The sequence below is a fragment of the Pseudomonas purpurea genome, assembly GCF_039908635.1.
GTDB lineage: Bacteria > Pseudomonadota > Gammaproteobacteria > Pseudomonadales > Pseudomonadaceae > Aquipseudomonas > Aquipseudomonas purpurea.
Genome location: NZ_CP150918.1, coordinates 4,518,181 through 4,531,855 on the forward strand (window position 1 = coordinate 4,518,181; position 13,675 = coordinate 4,531,855).

At 57.2% G+C, this 13,675-nt stretch carries 15 protein-coding genes and 2 pseudogenes; 12 read left to right on the forward strand and 5 right to left on the reverse strand.

What is annotated here, in order from left to right:
* Position 1 precedes the first annotated feature (1 nt).
* The 7 genes from AABM54_RS20185 to AABM54_RS20215 all read left to right on the forward strand — a co-directional run bounded on the left by AABM54_RS20185 (position 2) and on the right by AABM54_RS20215 (position 4,895).
* On the forward strand, positions 2-589 hold the full coding sequence (locus AABM54_RS20185) for an Rnf-Nqr domain containing protein (protein ID WP_347901747.1): 588 nt from the start codon (positions 2-4) through the stop codon (positions 587-589).
* Positions 586-1,800, forward strand: coding sequence for an electron transport complex subunit RsxB (rsxB, locus tag AABM54_RS20190; protein ID WP_347901748.1), 1,215 nt, complete (start codon positions 586-588; stop codon positions 1,798-1,800). The genes AABM54_RS20185 and rsxB overlap by 4 nt, the downstream gene beginning before the upstream one ends.
* Entirely contained in the window at positions 1,787-2,779 is a 993-nt protein-coding gene (locus tag AABM54_RS20195) for an RnfABCDGE type electron transport complex subunit D (RefSeq protein ID WP_347901749.1), read from the forward strand. Before rsxB ends, AABM54_RS20195 begins: the two co-directional genes overlap by 14 nt.
* Positions 2,776-3,381, forward strand: a complete 606-nt coding sequence (locus AABM54_RS20200) for an RnfABCDGE type electron transport complex subunit G (protein WP_347901750.1) — start codon at positions 2,776-2,778, stop codon at positions 3,379-3,381. Before AABM54_RS20195 ends, AABM54_RS20200 begins: the two co-directional genes overlap by 4 nt.
* Positions 3,378-3,944 (forward strand): Rnf-Nqr domain containing protein, encoded by a 567-nt coding sequence (locus AABM54_RS20205; protein ID WP_347901751.1) that lies wholly within the window; start codon positions 3,378-3,380, stop codon positions 3,942-3,944. Before AABM54_RS20200 ends, AABM54_RS20205 begins: the two co-directional genes overlap by 4 nt.
* A gap of 25 nt (positions 3,945-3,969) precedes the next feature.
* Positions 3,970-4,608, forward strand: coding sequence for an endonuclease III (gene nth, locus AABM54_RS20210; RefSeq protein ID WP_347901752.1), 639 nt, complete (start codon positions 3,970-3,972; stop codon positions 4,606-4,608).
* A gap of 107 nt (positions 4,609-4,715) precedes the next feature.
* Positions 4,716-4,895: a PA3496 family putative envelope integrity protein gene (locus tag AABM54_RS20215; RefSeq protein WP_347901753.1), complete on the forward strand. Its 180-nt coding sequence runs from the start codon at positions 4,716-4,718 to the stop codon at positions 4,893-4,895.
* A 187-nt stretch (positions 4,896-5,082) separates the two neighbouring features.
* On the opposite strand, the gene AABM54_RS20220 is transcribed toward AABM54_RS20215, so the two are convergent.
* Positions 5,083-5,709 carry a response regulator transcription factor gene (locus AABM54_RS20220; protein ID WP_347901754.1) on the reverse strand — a complete coding sequence of 209 codons (627 nt, stop codon included), beginning with the start codon at positions 5,707-5,709 and terminating at the stop codon, positions 5,083-5,085.
* Positions 5,710-6,294: 585 nt separating this feature from the next.
* Between AABM54_RS20220 and AABM54_RS20225 the strand changes: the two genes are divergently transcribed.
* Entirely contained in the window at positions 6,295-6,999 is a 705-nt protein-coding gene (locus tag AABM54_RS20225; RefSeq protein ID WP_347901755.1) for a hypothetical protein, read from the forward strand.
* Positions 7,000-7,150: 151 nt separating this feature from the next.
* On the opposite strand, the pseudogene AABM54_RS20230 reads toward AABM54_RS20225, so the two are convergent.
* Both AABM54_RS20230 and AABM54_RS20235 read right to left on the reverse strand, forming a co-directional pair.
* Positions 7,151-8,369, reverse strand: a pseudogene (locus AABM54_RS20230) (argininosuccinate synthase).
* A 129-nt stretch (positions 8,370-8,498) separates the two neighbouring features.
* Positions 8,499-9,407 carry an OmpA family protein gene (locus tag AABM54_RS20235; RefSeq protein WP_347901756.1) on the reverse strand — a complete coding sequence of 303 codons (909 nt, stop codon included), beginning with the start codon at positions 9,405-9,407 and terminating at the stop codon, positions 8,499-8,501.
* A 172-nt stretch (positions 9,408-9,579) separates the two neighbouring features.
* On the opposite strand from AABM54_RS20235, the gene pyrC reads away from it, so the two are divergent.
* A complete protein-coding gene (gene pyrC / locus AABM54_RS20240; protein WP_347901757.1) occupies positions 9,580-10,626 on the forward strand; it encodes a dihydroorotase in 1,047 nt (348 codons plus the stop codon).
* The gene (rnt, locus tag AABM54_RS20245) at positions 10,623-11,300 is read left to right on the forward strand and encodes a ribonuclease T (RefSeq protein ID WP_347901758.1); all 678 of its coding nucleotides are present in this window, start codon (positions 10,623-10,625) and stop codon (positions 11,298-11,300) included. The genes pyrC and rnt overlap by 4 nt, the downstream gene beginning before the upstream one ends.
* A gap of 76 nt (positions 11,301-11,376) precedes the next feature.
* Here rnt and AABM54_RS20250 read toward each other — a convergent pair.
* Positions 11,377-11,980 (reverse strand): annotated as a pseudogene (locus AABM54_RS20250) (peroxiredoxin).
* Between the two features lie 316 nt (positions 11,981-12,296).
* Here AABM54_RS20250 and AABM54_RS20255 point away from each other — a divergent pair.
* Together AABM54_RS20255 and bfr are read left to right on the forward strand one after the other, a co-directional pair.
* Complete coding sequence (locus AABM54_RS20255) at positions 12,297-12,515, forward strand: bacterioferritin-associated ferredoxin (protein WP_347901759.1); 219 nt, start codon at positions 12,297-12,299, stop codon at positions 12,513-12,515.
* Between the two features lie 198 nt (positions 12,516-12,713).
* The gene (bfr, locus tag AABM54_RS20260; RefSeq protein WP_347901760.1) at positions 12,714-13,184 is read left to right on the forward strand and encodes a bacterioferritin; all 471 of its coding nucleotides are present in this window, start codon (positions 12,714-12,716) and stop codon (positions 13,182-13,184) included.
* A 109-nt stretch (positions 13,185-13,293) separates the two neighbouring features.
* On the opposite strand, the gene grxD is transcribed toward bfr, so the two are convergent.
* Positions 13,294-13,635 (reverse strand): Grx4 family monothiol glutaredoxin, encoded by a 342-nt coding sequence (grxD, locus tag AABM54_RS20265; RefSeq protein WP_347901761.1) that lies wholly within the window; start codon positions 13,633-13,635, stop codon positions 13,294-13,296.
* Positions 13,636-13,675 lie beyond the last annotated feature (40 nt).

A 13,675-nucleotide genomic window follows, 5' to 3' on the forward strand; every position in this document is an offset into this window, starting at 1 on the left:
CATGACCGATATTCTGCTTACGCTCATCAGCACCGCCCTGATCAATAACTTCCTGTTGCAGTGGCCGCTGGGCGTCGATCCGATGGTGCAGGCAACCCGCGAGCCGGCGACCGAACGGCGCCAGGTCCACGCCTTGGGCATTGCGACCACAGGCCTGATGCTGCTCAGTGGTGTGCTGGGCTATGCCGCTTATCATTGGCTGCTCATCCCCTTGGGGCTGGCGTCTCTGCACCTGCTGGTGTTTTTGCCGCTGAGCGTGCTGCTGATCAAGCCATTGCTGAGTGTATTGGCGCAGGCTTTGCCGCCGTTACCGTTCAGCGGTCTGTGGCCCTTGCTGCTGGGCAATGCCGGTGTGCTGGGGCTGAGCCTGCTCAACCTGCAAAATGACAAGGGTTTTGGCGATCACGCCGCACTGAGCCTCGGCGCCGGGCTGGGTTTCTGGCTGGTGCTGAGCCTGTTCAGCGACCTGCGTCAGCGCACTCTCAACAACGATGTGCCCCTGCCCTTTCGTGGCCTGCCGATCGATCTGATCAGCGCCGGACTGATCGCAGTGGCATTTCTCAGTTTCAGCGGACTGATCAAAACATGAGTCTGATTCAACGCATCGACGCACTCCTGCCGCAGACCCAATGCGGCAAGTGCGGCCACCCCGGATGCAAACCCTACGCCGAGGGCATTGCCAGCGGCGAGGCGATCAACAAGTGCCCACCGGGCGGTGCCGAGACCATCTCGGCATTGGCCGAACTGCTCAACATTCCGGTGCTGGAACTCGACATCAGCCGGGGCTCGGCACCGGCGCAAATTGCGTTCATCCGTGAAGCCGAATGCATTGGCTGCACCAAGTGCATTCAGGCCTGCCCGATCGATGCGATTGTCGGCGCGGCAAAACTGATGCACACGGTGATCATCGACGAGTGCACCGGTTGCGACCTGTGCGTGGCGCCTTGCCCGGTCGACTGCATCGAAATGCACCCGCTGCCCTTGGCAGACATCGTTCCGATTGTCGGCGGCCTGGCCACCCGCGTTGAAGAACAACGAGCAAGAACCCTCAAACGCGATCACGCCCGCCAACGCTTCGAACAGCGCAACGCACGCCTGCGTCGCGAAGAAGAACAGAAACAGGCGGACCGTCTGGCCCGTGCGCAAAAAGCGGCTCAGCCTAACGAAGCCAACAGCAACCCGGTGCAGGACGCCATTTCCCGGGTTCAGGCACAAAAAGCCGCAGCCGCAGACGCGGCGCTGAAAAAAGCCAAGATCGACGTGGCAATGAGCCGAGCGCAATTGCACAAATCACTGAAAGCCTTCGGCCATCCGCCGACCTTCGAGCAACAATCGCAGTTGATCCTGCTTCAGCAGCAGTTCGAAGCGGCCGAGCAAGCCTTGGCCCTTCTTGAGAGCGCGGCTCCCCTCGCCCCAGTGCAAACGAGCGCGCCCGCCAAGGACGCCGAACTCAAACGGGCGAAAATCCAACTGGCGATGCGCCGCGCCGAACTGAAAAAAGCCCAGCTCAGTGAAGCACCAGTCGAGCAATTGAACGCCCTGAGCGCTGCGCTGGCACACGCCGAGCAGGCGCTGCACGAGGCCGAGGATGCCAGCGGCAAGCCTGCACCAGACCTGGTTCGCGTCGAGAAGCGTCCCATCGACGCTCAACTGCGGCAGTTGAAAACCGAACTGGCCTACGCCCGCGCCGACCTCAGCAAACTGGAGCGACAACCTCATACCCCGGCCGAACTCATGACCAAGGCCCGTGAGCGGCTCACTGAGGCGCAACGTCAGGTGGACGCCCATGTCAGCCCTTGAACCGGTCGACGAACGCCTTCAGCAGGCGATGCAGCGAGTGCTGCTGGCCACGCTGCCGGGCATGCTGGTGCTGTTCTGGGTATCGGGTTGGGGTGTTTTGATCAATCTGCTGCTGGCGGGCAGCAGTGCACTGGCGGCTGAGGCGCTGGTCCTGCGGCTACGAAAACGCGCCCTCATGCCGTCACTGAGCGACGGCAGTGCACTGGTCAGTGCAACGTTACTGGCGCTGGCCCTGCCGCCCTATTGCCCGTGGTGGCTGACGGTGAGTGCTGCGGCATCCGCGATGTTTTTCGGCAAACACCTTTACGGTGGCGTCGGTAAAAACCCGTTCAACCCGGCAATGCTCGGTTTTGCGCTGATGCTGGTGTGCTTCCCCCAGCAGATGACCCACTGGCCAGCGTCCCACGGGATGGACCTGTCGGGCGGCCTGCAACAGATTTTCGGCATTCACTTGAACGATCAGCCCGACGCCTGGGTTCAAGCGACAGCGCTGGACAGCCTGCACATCAACAAAAGCCTGACCATGGATGAACTGTTCGCCGGCAATCCGGCGTTCGGTCACCTGGGCGGCAAAGGCATCGAATGGGTGAACCTGGCCTTTCTCGCCGGCGGCCTCTGGCTGTTACAACAACGCGTGTTCAGCTGGCATGCACCGGTCGGCATGCTGGGTAGCCTGTTCATCATCAGCTTGGTGTGCTGGAACGGTTCGGGCTCCGATTCTCACGGCTCACCTCTGTTTCATCTGCTGACGGGGGCGACCATGCTGGGGGCGTTCTTTATCGCGACAGAACCGGTGTCCGGGGCAAAGAGCCCCAGAGCCCGGTTGTTGTTCGGCGCCGGCGTAGGCCTGTTGACCTACCTGATCCGTACGTGGGGCGGATACCCTGACGGGGTGGCATTCGCCGTGCTGTTGATGAACCTCGGCGTGCCGGCCCTGGAGCGCCTCGTTGCCACCCGGCCTGAGGCGTCCTCGCCATGAACCGCACACGTAGCGTGTTGATTCTGGTACTGATCATCGCCGTGGGCGGTGCTGCGATCTACGTTCTGCAACAGAGCCTGGCACCGCGTATTTCTGCCGAGCAACGCCTGATCGAAAGTCGCCGCCTGCTGGACATGCTCCCAGTCGGCAGCTACGACAATCAACCGCTGGACCATCCGCTGACGCTCAAGGCCCCCTCGCTGGCCAACAGCACATTGCTGGAGGGTTATCTGGCGAGCGTTGCGGGTAAAACCAGCGCGGTCATTCTGCGCAGCCAGACCCTCGGCTACGTCGGAACAATCGAACTGTTGATCGTGATTGATGCCAAGGGCAAGTTGCTCGGCGTCAAAACCCTGCGGCAATCGGAAACCCCGGGGCTGGGTGGGAAAATCGCCGCGCAACCCAATGGCTGGCTTCAGGGCTTCTTTGGCAAATCGCGCAACGATCCACCGGACAGCGGCTGGGCCTTGAAGAAAGATCAGGGGCAATTCGATCAGATGGCCGGTGCGACGGTCACCTCGCGAGCAGTGATCAACGCCATCCACGATGCGTTACGCTACTTCGACGAACATCAGGCCCAATGGATCGAGAGCACCCCGTGAACAGATCATCGGCACTGCAGCACTCGCTGGTTCTCGCCCCGTTGATTGGCGCCAGCGACTCGCTGGGCAAGGCTGTAACGCTGTGGCTGATGTCCGTACTGGTCATCAGCCTGTACGGGCTGAAGATGAGCGTGCTGCGGCCGCGAATGGTTCCAGGCTTGCTGTTGATCACCAGCCTTCTACTGGCCGCGCTGCTGACGGGCCTCGCAGCACTGGCGCTACAGGCCTGGGCCTACGAACTGCACAAAGCGCTGGGAATCTACGTGGGGTTGATCGCCCTGCAATGCGTGGTGCTGGAGCACAACGGGTTTTTCCAGCAACCCCGACGGCTTCGACTGGCCGGCCTGTTTGGCGCCCTGATGCTCAGCCTGGGCCTGCTGCGCGAGGTTATCGGCAACGCCTCGTTGGGCCATGACTTTATACCGGCACTGCTCGGAAACGGCGGGTTGTTCAGCGCCGATGGTGGCCTGCACATGGCAACCCTGGCGCCCGGCGGTTTTATCCTGCTGGGCCTGCTCATCGCTGCAAAACAGGCCTGGACTGGCGCCTCCCAATCACACTGACTGGCTTCAAGGAAATGCTCTGCCCATGAATGCTGCAAAACGCCTGGAAATTTTCCGCAGGTTTCACGAAGACAACCCGGAACCTAAAACCGAGCTGGCCTACGCCTCTGCGTTTGAGCTGCTGATCGCAGTCATTCTCTCGGCGCAGTCCACCGACGTCGGCGTCAACAAGGCGACTGCAAAACTGTTCCCTGTCGCCAACACCCCGGCGGCCATCCATGCGCTCGGTGTAGAAGGCTTGTCCGACTACATCAAGACCATCGGCCTGTTCAACAGCAAAGCCAAAAATGTGATTGAAACCTGCCGATTACTGGTCGAACGCCACGGTGGTGAAGTACCGCAAACCCGCGAAGAACTGGAAGCACTGCCCGGCGTTGGCAGGAAGACTGCGAACGTGGTCCTCAATACCGCGTTTCGTCAGCTGACCATGGCGGTCGACACCCATATCTTTCGGGTCAGTAACCGCATCGGCCTGGCGCCTGGAAAAAACGTGGTGGAAGTAGAGCAGAAGTTAATGAAGTTCGTCCCCAGGCAATACCTGCTGGACGCCCATCACTGGCTCATCCTTCACGGACGTTATGTGTGTCTGGCCCGCAAGCCTCGCTGTGGCAGCTGTCGGATAGAAGACCTGTGCGAATACAAGGAAAAGACTTCCGACGATTGAGGCGCTATAGCGTTTATTGATGTACCGATTGAAAAAATCTTTTTTACCCGCCAGGAGATTGTCGCTATAAGGAGCCCCAACGGCAGTCTTAGTCTGGAGTTAACCTTATGAGCACTGACAAAGAACAACTGGACGTAGAAGACGACTTCACCCCTGTTGAGACCGATGACGCCGAGCCTGTGGTGGAAGTAGCCAAGACCAACCTGAGCAAACGTCGCACCATCGACAACCTGCTGGAGGAGCGCCGCTTGCAGAAGCAATTGGCCGACTACGATTTTGACCTGTAAGACGTAAAAGCCTCCCGAAACGGAGGCTTTTTACCAGGCGCTGCGGCCCGGCTCCGGTTTCGCTGCGTTATTGCTCGATTTCCAGCGGTGAAGCTGAGCGACTCACCGATCACTGCAAGGTGGTATCAGCCACTGCTCACGCCGACAGGCATATCCGATGACTGTCCTTGCCTCTGGAGCGCCGGACTCACACCAGCCCATTACGCTGTGCCAGTTCGATCAGGTCAACCAGCGAGCGCGCATTGAGTTTCAGTAACAAGCGTGTCTTGTAAGTACTGACGGTCTTGTTACTGAGAAACATGCCATCGGCAATCTCCTTATTGGTTTTCCCACGAGCCAATTGTTGCAACACCATCATTTCCCGGCCGGACAACCTGTCCACCATGTCGGCCTCGCTGGCATTCCCCAAGCTTGAACGCACGGTGTGCAAGGCCTGATTCGGAAAGTAACTGTATCCCGAGAGTACGGCTTTGATTGCACTGAGCAACTCCGTGAGGTCCTGCTGTTTACAGACATACCCTGCCGCACCGGCCTGCATGCAACGCATTGAGAAATGACCGGGCGCCTGAGACGTCAACACCAGCAACTTCAAAGGTGTGGCAGTAGAAGTCAGCCGCGCGATAACCTCAAGCCCATCCAGTTTGGGGATACCAATATCCAGAATAACAATATCCGGCATATGTTCACGGGCAAGTTGTAACGCATCAACGCCATTATCCGTCTCTGCAATCACTTCGTAGCCATGACGCTCCATCAGCATGCGCACAGCAAGACGAATGACGGGGTGATCGTCTACGATCAGCACTTTATTCATGGGCAAGTCCAGTTTCGCTGTTCGATTTTTTAGAGCCCGCACAATAGCCTAGTCGTTTCACCCATGGCATGCTGCTTCGACCGGCCACCCTCACCGAAAGACAATTCCTACAAGCAACACGGATTCGCCCTACAAGAAATCGCAAAAAACAATGTGCCTAAAAATTAAGATGCTCACGCTTCCAGCACCGAGAAACTTTTTTTGTATCACGCGACGTTGCACAACCCTGCGAAAATCTACCCCCCGCCTCACCAAAAACTCGCCAATAGTCTATCGTCAGATAATAATCACCATTCAACATCAGCAACACCCTTACCCAGAGTATAAAGTTCACAACAACACTCAGCTCACAGCCTCCACTGCAACCCGCGTGTCGATAAAACAGCACCTGCACGCTGTAACATGCGCGCACTGTTCATCCAAAACGTAAATCAAAATAAACCAACTCACATTAAAAACCACATTCACGCACATCAAACGTCAAAATACCATTTACACTCACACTACAACTGCAACTGCCCAGCACATCAACCAACCCAGGACAATCAATCCTATAGAATAGAAAAGTTTTAATGAGTAACCGACATGATAAAACATCAGAGAAAAATCACTAACCCCATGACCATCATTGCCATTTTTGCGGCAATATCTGAAACATCGGCAGCCGTATCACTTCCCTTTCTCGACGACGAAGAACGAGAAATCTACATTTGGTTCCTCATCAGCTTTCCTTTTTACTTGTTACTACTTTTCTTCGTCACCCTTAACTTCAACTACAAGTCGCTGTACGCCCCTTCAGACTTCGAAAAGAGCAAGCAATTTATAAAAGTTATCGATGAAGCCAGTCGCACAGAGAAAGAAAAACTTAAAGAAACCGCTAATGGCCGATGTAGAAACAACCGAGCCGAAACGAAAAAGCACACTAAAAACAGCACCAACACAGCACCGTCAGACGACGTTCCCATTCACGGACAATCCCCACCCGAGGAGATAGCACTCACCATGAATGCAACCCCCCAGCAAACCCTGAGGATTGCGGGAAAACTTAATCACCTTCAGTTTATTGATGTGCGACAACTACGTAACAAGAAGGAGCTTGACCATGTAATGACGAAAAACCGACAACAGCGAGAAACAACTCATGGCATCATTGTATTCATCACCGATAGCAAGACAGACCGTGCCTTCAACAAGTCGACACTCAAGAGCTACCCACGCAACGACAGAGGCGCTAAAGATGCCTACATGATCTACAGCCTGAGAAAGCTGACAATGACCGTTATTGACTAGCGTTGACCTGGACGACGACGCTCGCCGTAGAGACCTGAACAACAGGAAGGAAAGTTTTGATTCGAATGCAACGATTCAGCGGCAACTCTGAGTTTGAATCGGCCATGACCCTGTTTGAAGCAGGGTCATGGCATCACTCAGGTCAAGGGACTCAGAAAAGTTTCCGACCCTTGTTGGCAGCAATACGCATGCGCAGCGCATTGAGCTTGATGAAGCCCGCCGCATCAGCCTGGTTGTAGGCGCCGCCATCTTCTTCGAAGGTAGCAATGTTGGCATCGAACAACGACTCATCGGACTTGCGCCCGGTGACGATCACATTGCCCTTGTACAGCTTCAGGCGAACGACGCCGTTCACATGGGCCTGGGATGCGTCGATCATTTGTTGCAGCATCAGGCGCTCAGGGCTCCACCAGTAGCCGGTGTAGATCAGGCTGGCGTATTTAGGCATCAGCTCGTCTTTGAGGTGAGCCACTTCGCGGTCCAGGGTGATCGACTCGATCGCCCGGTGAGCGCGCAGCATGATGGTGCCGCCAGGGGTTTCGTAGCAGCCACGGGACTTCATGCCCACGTAACGGTTTTCGACGATGTCCAGACGGCCGATGCCGTGTTCGCCACCGATACGGTTCAGGGTCGCCAGCACGGTGGCCGGAGTCATTTCGACGCCGTCCAGCGCGACGATGTCGCCGTTGCGGTAGGTCAGTTCCAGGTACTGCGCCTTGTCTGGAGCGTTCTCCGGGGAGACGGTCCATTTCCACATGTCTTCTTCGTGCTCGGTCCAGGTGTCTTCCAGCACGCCGCCTTCATAGGAGATGTGCAGCAGGTTGGCATCCATCGAGTACGGGGATTTTTTCTTGCCGTGACGTTCGATCGGGATCGCGTGCTTCGCGGCATAGTCCATCAGCTTCTCGCGCGACAGCAGGTCCCATTCACGCCACGGAGCGATCACTTTCACGCCTGGCTTGAGTGCATAGGCGCCCAGTTCGAAGCGAACCTGGTCGTTGCCTTTGCCGGTTGCGCCGTGGGAAATGGCGTCAGCGCCGGTTTCGTTGGCGATTTCGATCAAGCGTTTGGCGATCAACGGACGAGCGATAGAAGTACCCAGCAGGTACTCACCTTCGTAAACGGTGTTGGCGCGGAACATCGGGAAAACGAAATCACGCACGAACTCTTCGCGCAGATCATCGATGTAGATTTCTTTTACGCCCATGGCCTGTGCCTTGGCGCGGGGCCGGTTCGACCTCTTCGCCCTGACCCAGATCAGCGGTGAAGGTCACTACTTCACAGTTATAAGTATCCTGCAGCCACTTGAGGATCACCGAAGTGTCCAGGCCGCCGGAATACGCCAGAACGACCTTGTTTACGTCCGCCATGCCATCACTCCACCGGGTTGTACGGAAAGCCGTCAAGTCTACCGATCAAACCGGAAAATTTACAGTGGCGCGACAGCTTATGACGACGAAGCGACAGATTATGTCGAGTGAGCGACGATTACAGCGGGTTCAGGAGGTGGCTGCAGCGTTCGGCGCGGAGCTGGCCTGAGGGGCTGGTTTCTCGACCGGCGCAACACGCTCGAGGTGCACGTTGACACGACGATTCTTGGCCCGGTTGGCCGCGTTGGTATTGGGTGCCAACGGATACCGTTCGCCGTGGAAACGCATGGTTATCTGCGATTCCTGAAAGCCATTGGCCTTGAAGAAGTCCATGACGGCCAAGGCCCGGCGCCGCGACAGGTCGCGGTTGGTCAGGCGGTTGCCGCTGTTATCGGAGTGGCCATCGAGTTCGATGTGATTGACCGTCGGGTCGGCCTTCATGAAGTCCAGCATGACCTGCAGCTTGGCCTTGGCCTGGGCATCCAGTTCGATGCCGCCACCCGGGAAACCGACTTCGGCCTGCTTCACCTGCTCATAGTTCTTCGGCAACAGCTTGGCCACGCACCCTTGATAGTCAGCATACGCCTTGCTGAATTTGACCGGCAGCAAACGCACTTCCGAGACGCCACCGTCGCGCGAGTAATGGCGAACCACCGGGCTGCGGCCATCCATCAAACCGCCAATCAACCGACCGGCCTGTTGCTGCGAACTGTTCAACAGCACATTGCCGCTGCCGACCTTCACCGCCCCCAGGTTGATGTCGCCGCGCCCTGGCTGCCACGGCGCGGCGGCCGCCAGCAAGGTGGCCGAACCGCCACCCATCATGGAGTTGTAGGCCTTCAGGCGAAACGTGGCCTGCTCGCCGGCGCGCCGTACGAATTCACCCGAACCGAAATCGGTAATCGGCTGGATCAAACGGCATTCGAATTTGTCGCCTTCGACCGTCCACTCAATGCTCTCCAGACGGGTCTGGAAAGTGAGCGCCATCGCAGGAAGGCTGGCAAACACACTGAGCAAGGCTAAATAACGCTGGCGCACGGGAGGCTCCACTGGCTTCTACACAAAAGACCGACACACTCGTTTACGGCATATCACTTGTTTACAGCACACCCAAGGGATATCGGTTGCTTCCTACAAAACTTGATAGCGAGTGCCTGAGAGAGTCTTTTCCGGTAGCATTCCCCTCAGTTTGACCCGCCTGGAATTCCCAATGTCCGACCGCCTGACCCTGCTGCGTCCCGACGACTGGCATATTCATCTTCGCGATGGTGCTGCGTTGCCCAACACTGTCGCGGATGTCGCGCGCACCTTTGGTCGCGCCATCATCATGCCTAACCTTGTGCCACCGGTGCGCAACGCCGCTGAAGCCGACGCCTACCGCCAGCGCATTCTCGCTGCGCGCCCGGCCGGCAGCCGTTTCGAGCCACTGATGGTGCTCTACCTGACCGACCGGACCCAGCCTGAAGAAATTCGCGCGGCCAAGGCCAGCGGTTTTGTTCACGCCGCCAAGCTGTACCCGGCCGGCGCGACCACCAACTCCGATTCCGGTGTCACCAGCATCGACAAGATCTTCCCGGCGATCGAGGCCATGGCCGAAGTCGGGATGCCGTTGCTGATTCACGGTGAAATCACCCGTGGCGACGTCGATGTCTTCGACCGCGAAAAGGTCTTCATCGACGAACACATGCGCCGTGTCGTGGAGCGTTTCCCGACGCTCAAAGTGGTGTTTGAACACATCACCACCACAGAGGCAGTACAGTTCGTCAACGAGGCTTCGGCCAACGTCGGCGCGACTATCACCGCCCACCACTTGCTGTACAACCGCAACCACATGCTGGTCGGCGGGATTCGTCCGCACTTCTATTGCCTGCCGATTCTCAAGCGCAACACGCACCAGGTTGCCCTGCTCGATGCCGCCACCAGTGGCAGCGAGAAGTTCTTCCTGGGCACCGATTCGGCCCCGCACGCCCAGCACGCCAAAGAAACGGCCTGCGGCTGTGCCGGTTGCTACACCGCTTTTGCTGCGATCGAGCTGTACGCCGAAGCCTTTGAGCAGCGCAACGCGCTGGATAAACTCGAAGCCTTCGCCAGCCTGAATGGCCCGCGCTTCTACGGCCTGCCGGCAAACACCGATCGCATTACCCTGGTCCGCGAAGAGTGGACCGCCCCTACCAGCCTGCCATTCGGCGAGCTGACTGTAATCCCGCTGCGCGCCGGTGAAAAACTGCGCTGGCGCCTGCTGGAGGAACACGCGTGAGTGAAGATCATTTCGACGACGAACAGGACGGTCATGGCGGTGGAGGCGGTTCGCGCCACCCGATGGCAGCCCGGTTTCGTGGCTACCTGCCGGTCGTTGTCGACGTTGAAACCGGTGGTTTCAATTGCGCCACCGACGCCCTGCTGGAAATCGCCGCAACCGTCATCGGCATGGACGAAAAAGGCTTCGTGTTCCCTGAGCACACCTATTTCTTTCGTGTAGAGCCTTTCGAAGGCGCGAACGTCGAAGCCGCGGCCCTGGAGTTCACCGGGATCAAACTCGACCACCCACTGCGCATGGCGGTGAGTGAAGAGGCAGCCCTGACCGACATCTTCCGTGGCGTACGCAAGGCCTTGAAAGCCAATGGCTGCAAACGCGCAATCCTGGTCGGCCACAACAGCAGCTTCGACTTGGGCTTCCTCAACGCCGCCGTCACGCGCCTGGACATGAAACGCAACCCGTTTCACCCGTTCTCCAGCTTCGACACCGCAACACTGGCGGGCCTGGCTTACGGTCAAACCGTGCTGGCCAAGGCGTGCCAGGCGGCGGACATCGATTTCGACGGCCGCGAGGCTCACTCGGCGCGCTATGACACCGAGAAGACTGCCGATCTGTTCTGCGGCATCGTCAATCGCTGGAAACAGATGGGCGGCTGGGAAGATTTCAACGACTGATTTACGTCGTGTGAACAAATGCCCTGCATAAAAAAACCGGCCTCGAGGGGCCGGTTTTTTTTGCCTGACGCCTGGCTTACAGCTTGCCAGCGTTCTCGGTCAGGTAAGCAGCAACGCCTTCTGGCGAAGCGGTCATGCCTTTGTCGCCTTTTTTCCAGTTGGCAGGGCAGACTTCGCCGTGCTCTTCGTGGAATTGCAGGGCGTCAACCAGACGAATCAGCTCTTCCATGTTACGGCCCAGCGGCAGGTCGTTGACGATCTGCGAGCGAACAACACCTTTGTCGTCGATCAGGAACGCGCCACGGAAAGCCACGCCGCCTTCGGACTCAACGTCGTAGGGCCTTGGCGATGTCGTGCTTCATGTCAGCAGCCATGATGTACTGAACCTGACCGATGCCGCCGGCATTGATCGGGGTGTTGCGCCAGGCGTTGTGGGTGAAGTGCGAGTCGATCGAAACCGCGATTACTTCAACATTGCGCGCTTTGAAATCAGCCATGCGGTGGTCCAGAGCGATCAGCTCGGACGGGCAAACGAAGGTGAAGTCCAGTGGGTAGAAGAACACCAGGCCGTATTTGCCTTTGATGGCCGAGGACAGGGTGAAGCTGTCGACGATTTCGCCATTGCCGAGTACGGCCGGAACGGTGAAGTCAGGGGCTTGTTTGCCTACGAGTACGCTCATTGGATATCTCCTGGTGTGGTGGCGTGAAGAGCAAATCTGCAACAGTGTGCCGCAATTCAGCGACAGGCCTGTGACGTGATCGCCCTTCGCAAGGACCGACCATCATACACCGCGTTTTTGACCTGTCCTTAGCGGTTTTTATGCCGAATCCAAAAACATCCGGACACAAATTCCACGCCCCCATAATGCCGGGCAAAACCGTTCGTCAGCCAACCTGCGCTTCAGGCCAATGCCTTCAGAAACCACTTTGACAATCATTCTCGTTAACATTAAGATCCATCGCAATTGAGCCATAACCAGCGACGGTTCTCACCTTATGTATGTTTGCCTCTGCACTGGCGTCACTGACGGGAAAATCCGCGATGCAATCTATGAAGGTTGCTGCAGCTACCGTGAGGTGCGCCAAGCCACCGGCGTCGCCAGCCAATGTGGTAAATGCGCCTGCCTTGCCAAGCAAGTGGTACGTGAAACCCTCGCCGAGCTGCAAATCAGCCAGGCGGCAATACCCTTCCCTGTAGAATTTTCTGCCGCGTAAACAGCACGAATTGAAGAACCGGACTTAGTGTCCGGTTTTTTTATGCCTGTAATTCAATCGCTTAGAGAATGGATGCGGAACACAAACATTCTTATTCCGATTAATTTTCATATATTATTCAATAACTTAGGTTTGACACTCAGCACTGCCCGGCTCAAACTCGCCCTATATACGGTTACTTAAGGGCAGGACCCCATCATGAAAGGCGACGTAACAGTCATCCAGCACCTCAACAAGATTCTTGCCAATGAACTGGTCGCAATCAATCAGTACTTCCTGCATGCCCGCATGTATGAAGATTGGGGCCTGAACAAGCTGGGCAAGCACGAGTATCACGAGTCCATCGACGAGATGAAGCACGCGGACAAGCTGATCAAGCGCATCCTGTTCCTTGAAGGCCTGCCGAACGTGCAGGACCTGGGCAAGCTGCACATCGGCGAGCACACCAAGGAAATGCTGGAGTGCGACCTGCGTATCGAACGCATCGGTCACGCCGACCTCAAGGCCGCCATCGCTCACTGCGAAGTGACGGGTGACTTCGGCAGCCGCGAATTGCTCGAAGACATTCTTGAGTCCGAAGAGGAACACATCGACTGGCTGGAAACCCAACTTGGCCTGATCGACAAAGTCGGTATCGAGAACTACCTGCAATCGCAAATGGGCGAGTAAGTTAATACGACTTACCCTGCGCCAACAAAAAGCCCCGCCCTCTGACGAGAGGCGGGGCTTTTTATTGCGCTGTAACTTCTACCGAGAAAAGTTACAGCGCCAACTGCAATCAGGCTTCAGACTTGTTCGCAGCTGCTTTGGCAGCCGCGTCTTTAATCAAGGCCTGCAACGAACCATCAGCGGCCATTTCGATCATGATGTCGCTGCCGCCGACCAGCTCACCACCGACCCACAGTTGCGGGAAGGTTGGCCAGTTGGCGTACTTTGGCAGGTTGGCGCGGATTTCCGGGTTCTGCAGGATGTCCACGTAAGCAAACTTCTCACCACAGCCCATCACGGCCTGGGAGGCTTTCGCAGAAAAGCCGCACTGCGGGGCATTCGGCGAGCCTTTCATGTAAAGCAGAATGGTGTTGTTGGCAATCTGCTCTTTAATAGTTTCGATGATATCCATGGAGCACCTCGGCTGAACTTTCCGACTCGGTTGTCGGCAC

Coding starts and splice junctions, on each gene's coding strand:
- AABM54_RS20220 (WP_347901754.1), bottom strand. CDS start 5,709: ATGAATAAAGTGCTGATCGTAGACGATCACCCCGTCATTCGTCTTGCT.
- AABM54_RS20195 (WP_347901749.1), top strand. CDS start 1,787: ATGTCAGCCCTTGAACCGGTCGACGAACGCCTTCAGCAGGCGATGCAG.
- AABM54_RS20215 (WP_347901753.1), top strand. CDS start 4,716: ATGAGCACTGACAAAGAACAACTGGACGTAGAAGACGACTTCACCCCT.
- AABM54_RS20200 (WP_347901750.1), top strand. CDS start 2,776: ATGAACCGCACACGTAGCGTGTTGATTCTGGTACTGATCATCGCCGTG.
- AABM54_RS20185 (WP_347901747.1), top strand. CDS start 2: ATGACCGATATTCTGCTTACGCTCATCAGCACCGCCCTGATCAATAAC.
- AABM54_RS20255 (WP_347901759.1), top strand. CDS start 12,297: ATGTATGTTTGCCTCTGCACTGGCGTCACTGACGGGAAAATCCGCGAT.
- rsxB (WP_347901748.1), top strand. CDS start 586: ATGAGTCTGATTCAACGCATCGACGCACTCCTGCCGCAGACCCAATGC.
- AABM54_RS20225 (WP_347901755.1), top strand. CDS start 6,295: ATGATAAAACATCAGAGAAAAATCACTAACCCCATGACCATCATTGCC.
- pyrC (WP_347901757.1), top strand. CDS start 9,580: ATGTCCGACCGCCTGACCCTGCTGCGTCCCGACGACTGGCATATTCAT.
- nth (WP_347901752.1), top strand. CDS start 3,970: ATGAATGCTGCAAAACGCCTGGAAATTTTCCGCAGGTTTCACGAAGAC.
- grxD (WP_347901761.1), bottom strand. CDS start 13,635: ATGGATATCATCGAAACTATTAAAGAGCAGATTGCCAACAACACCATT.
- bfr (WP_347901760.1), top strand. CDS start 12,714: ATGAAAGGCGACGTAACAGTCATCCAGCACCTCAACAAGATTCTTGCC.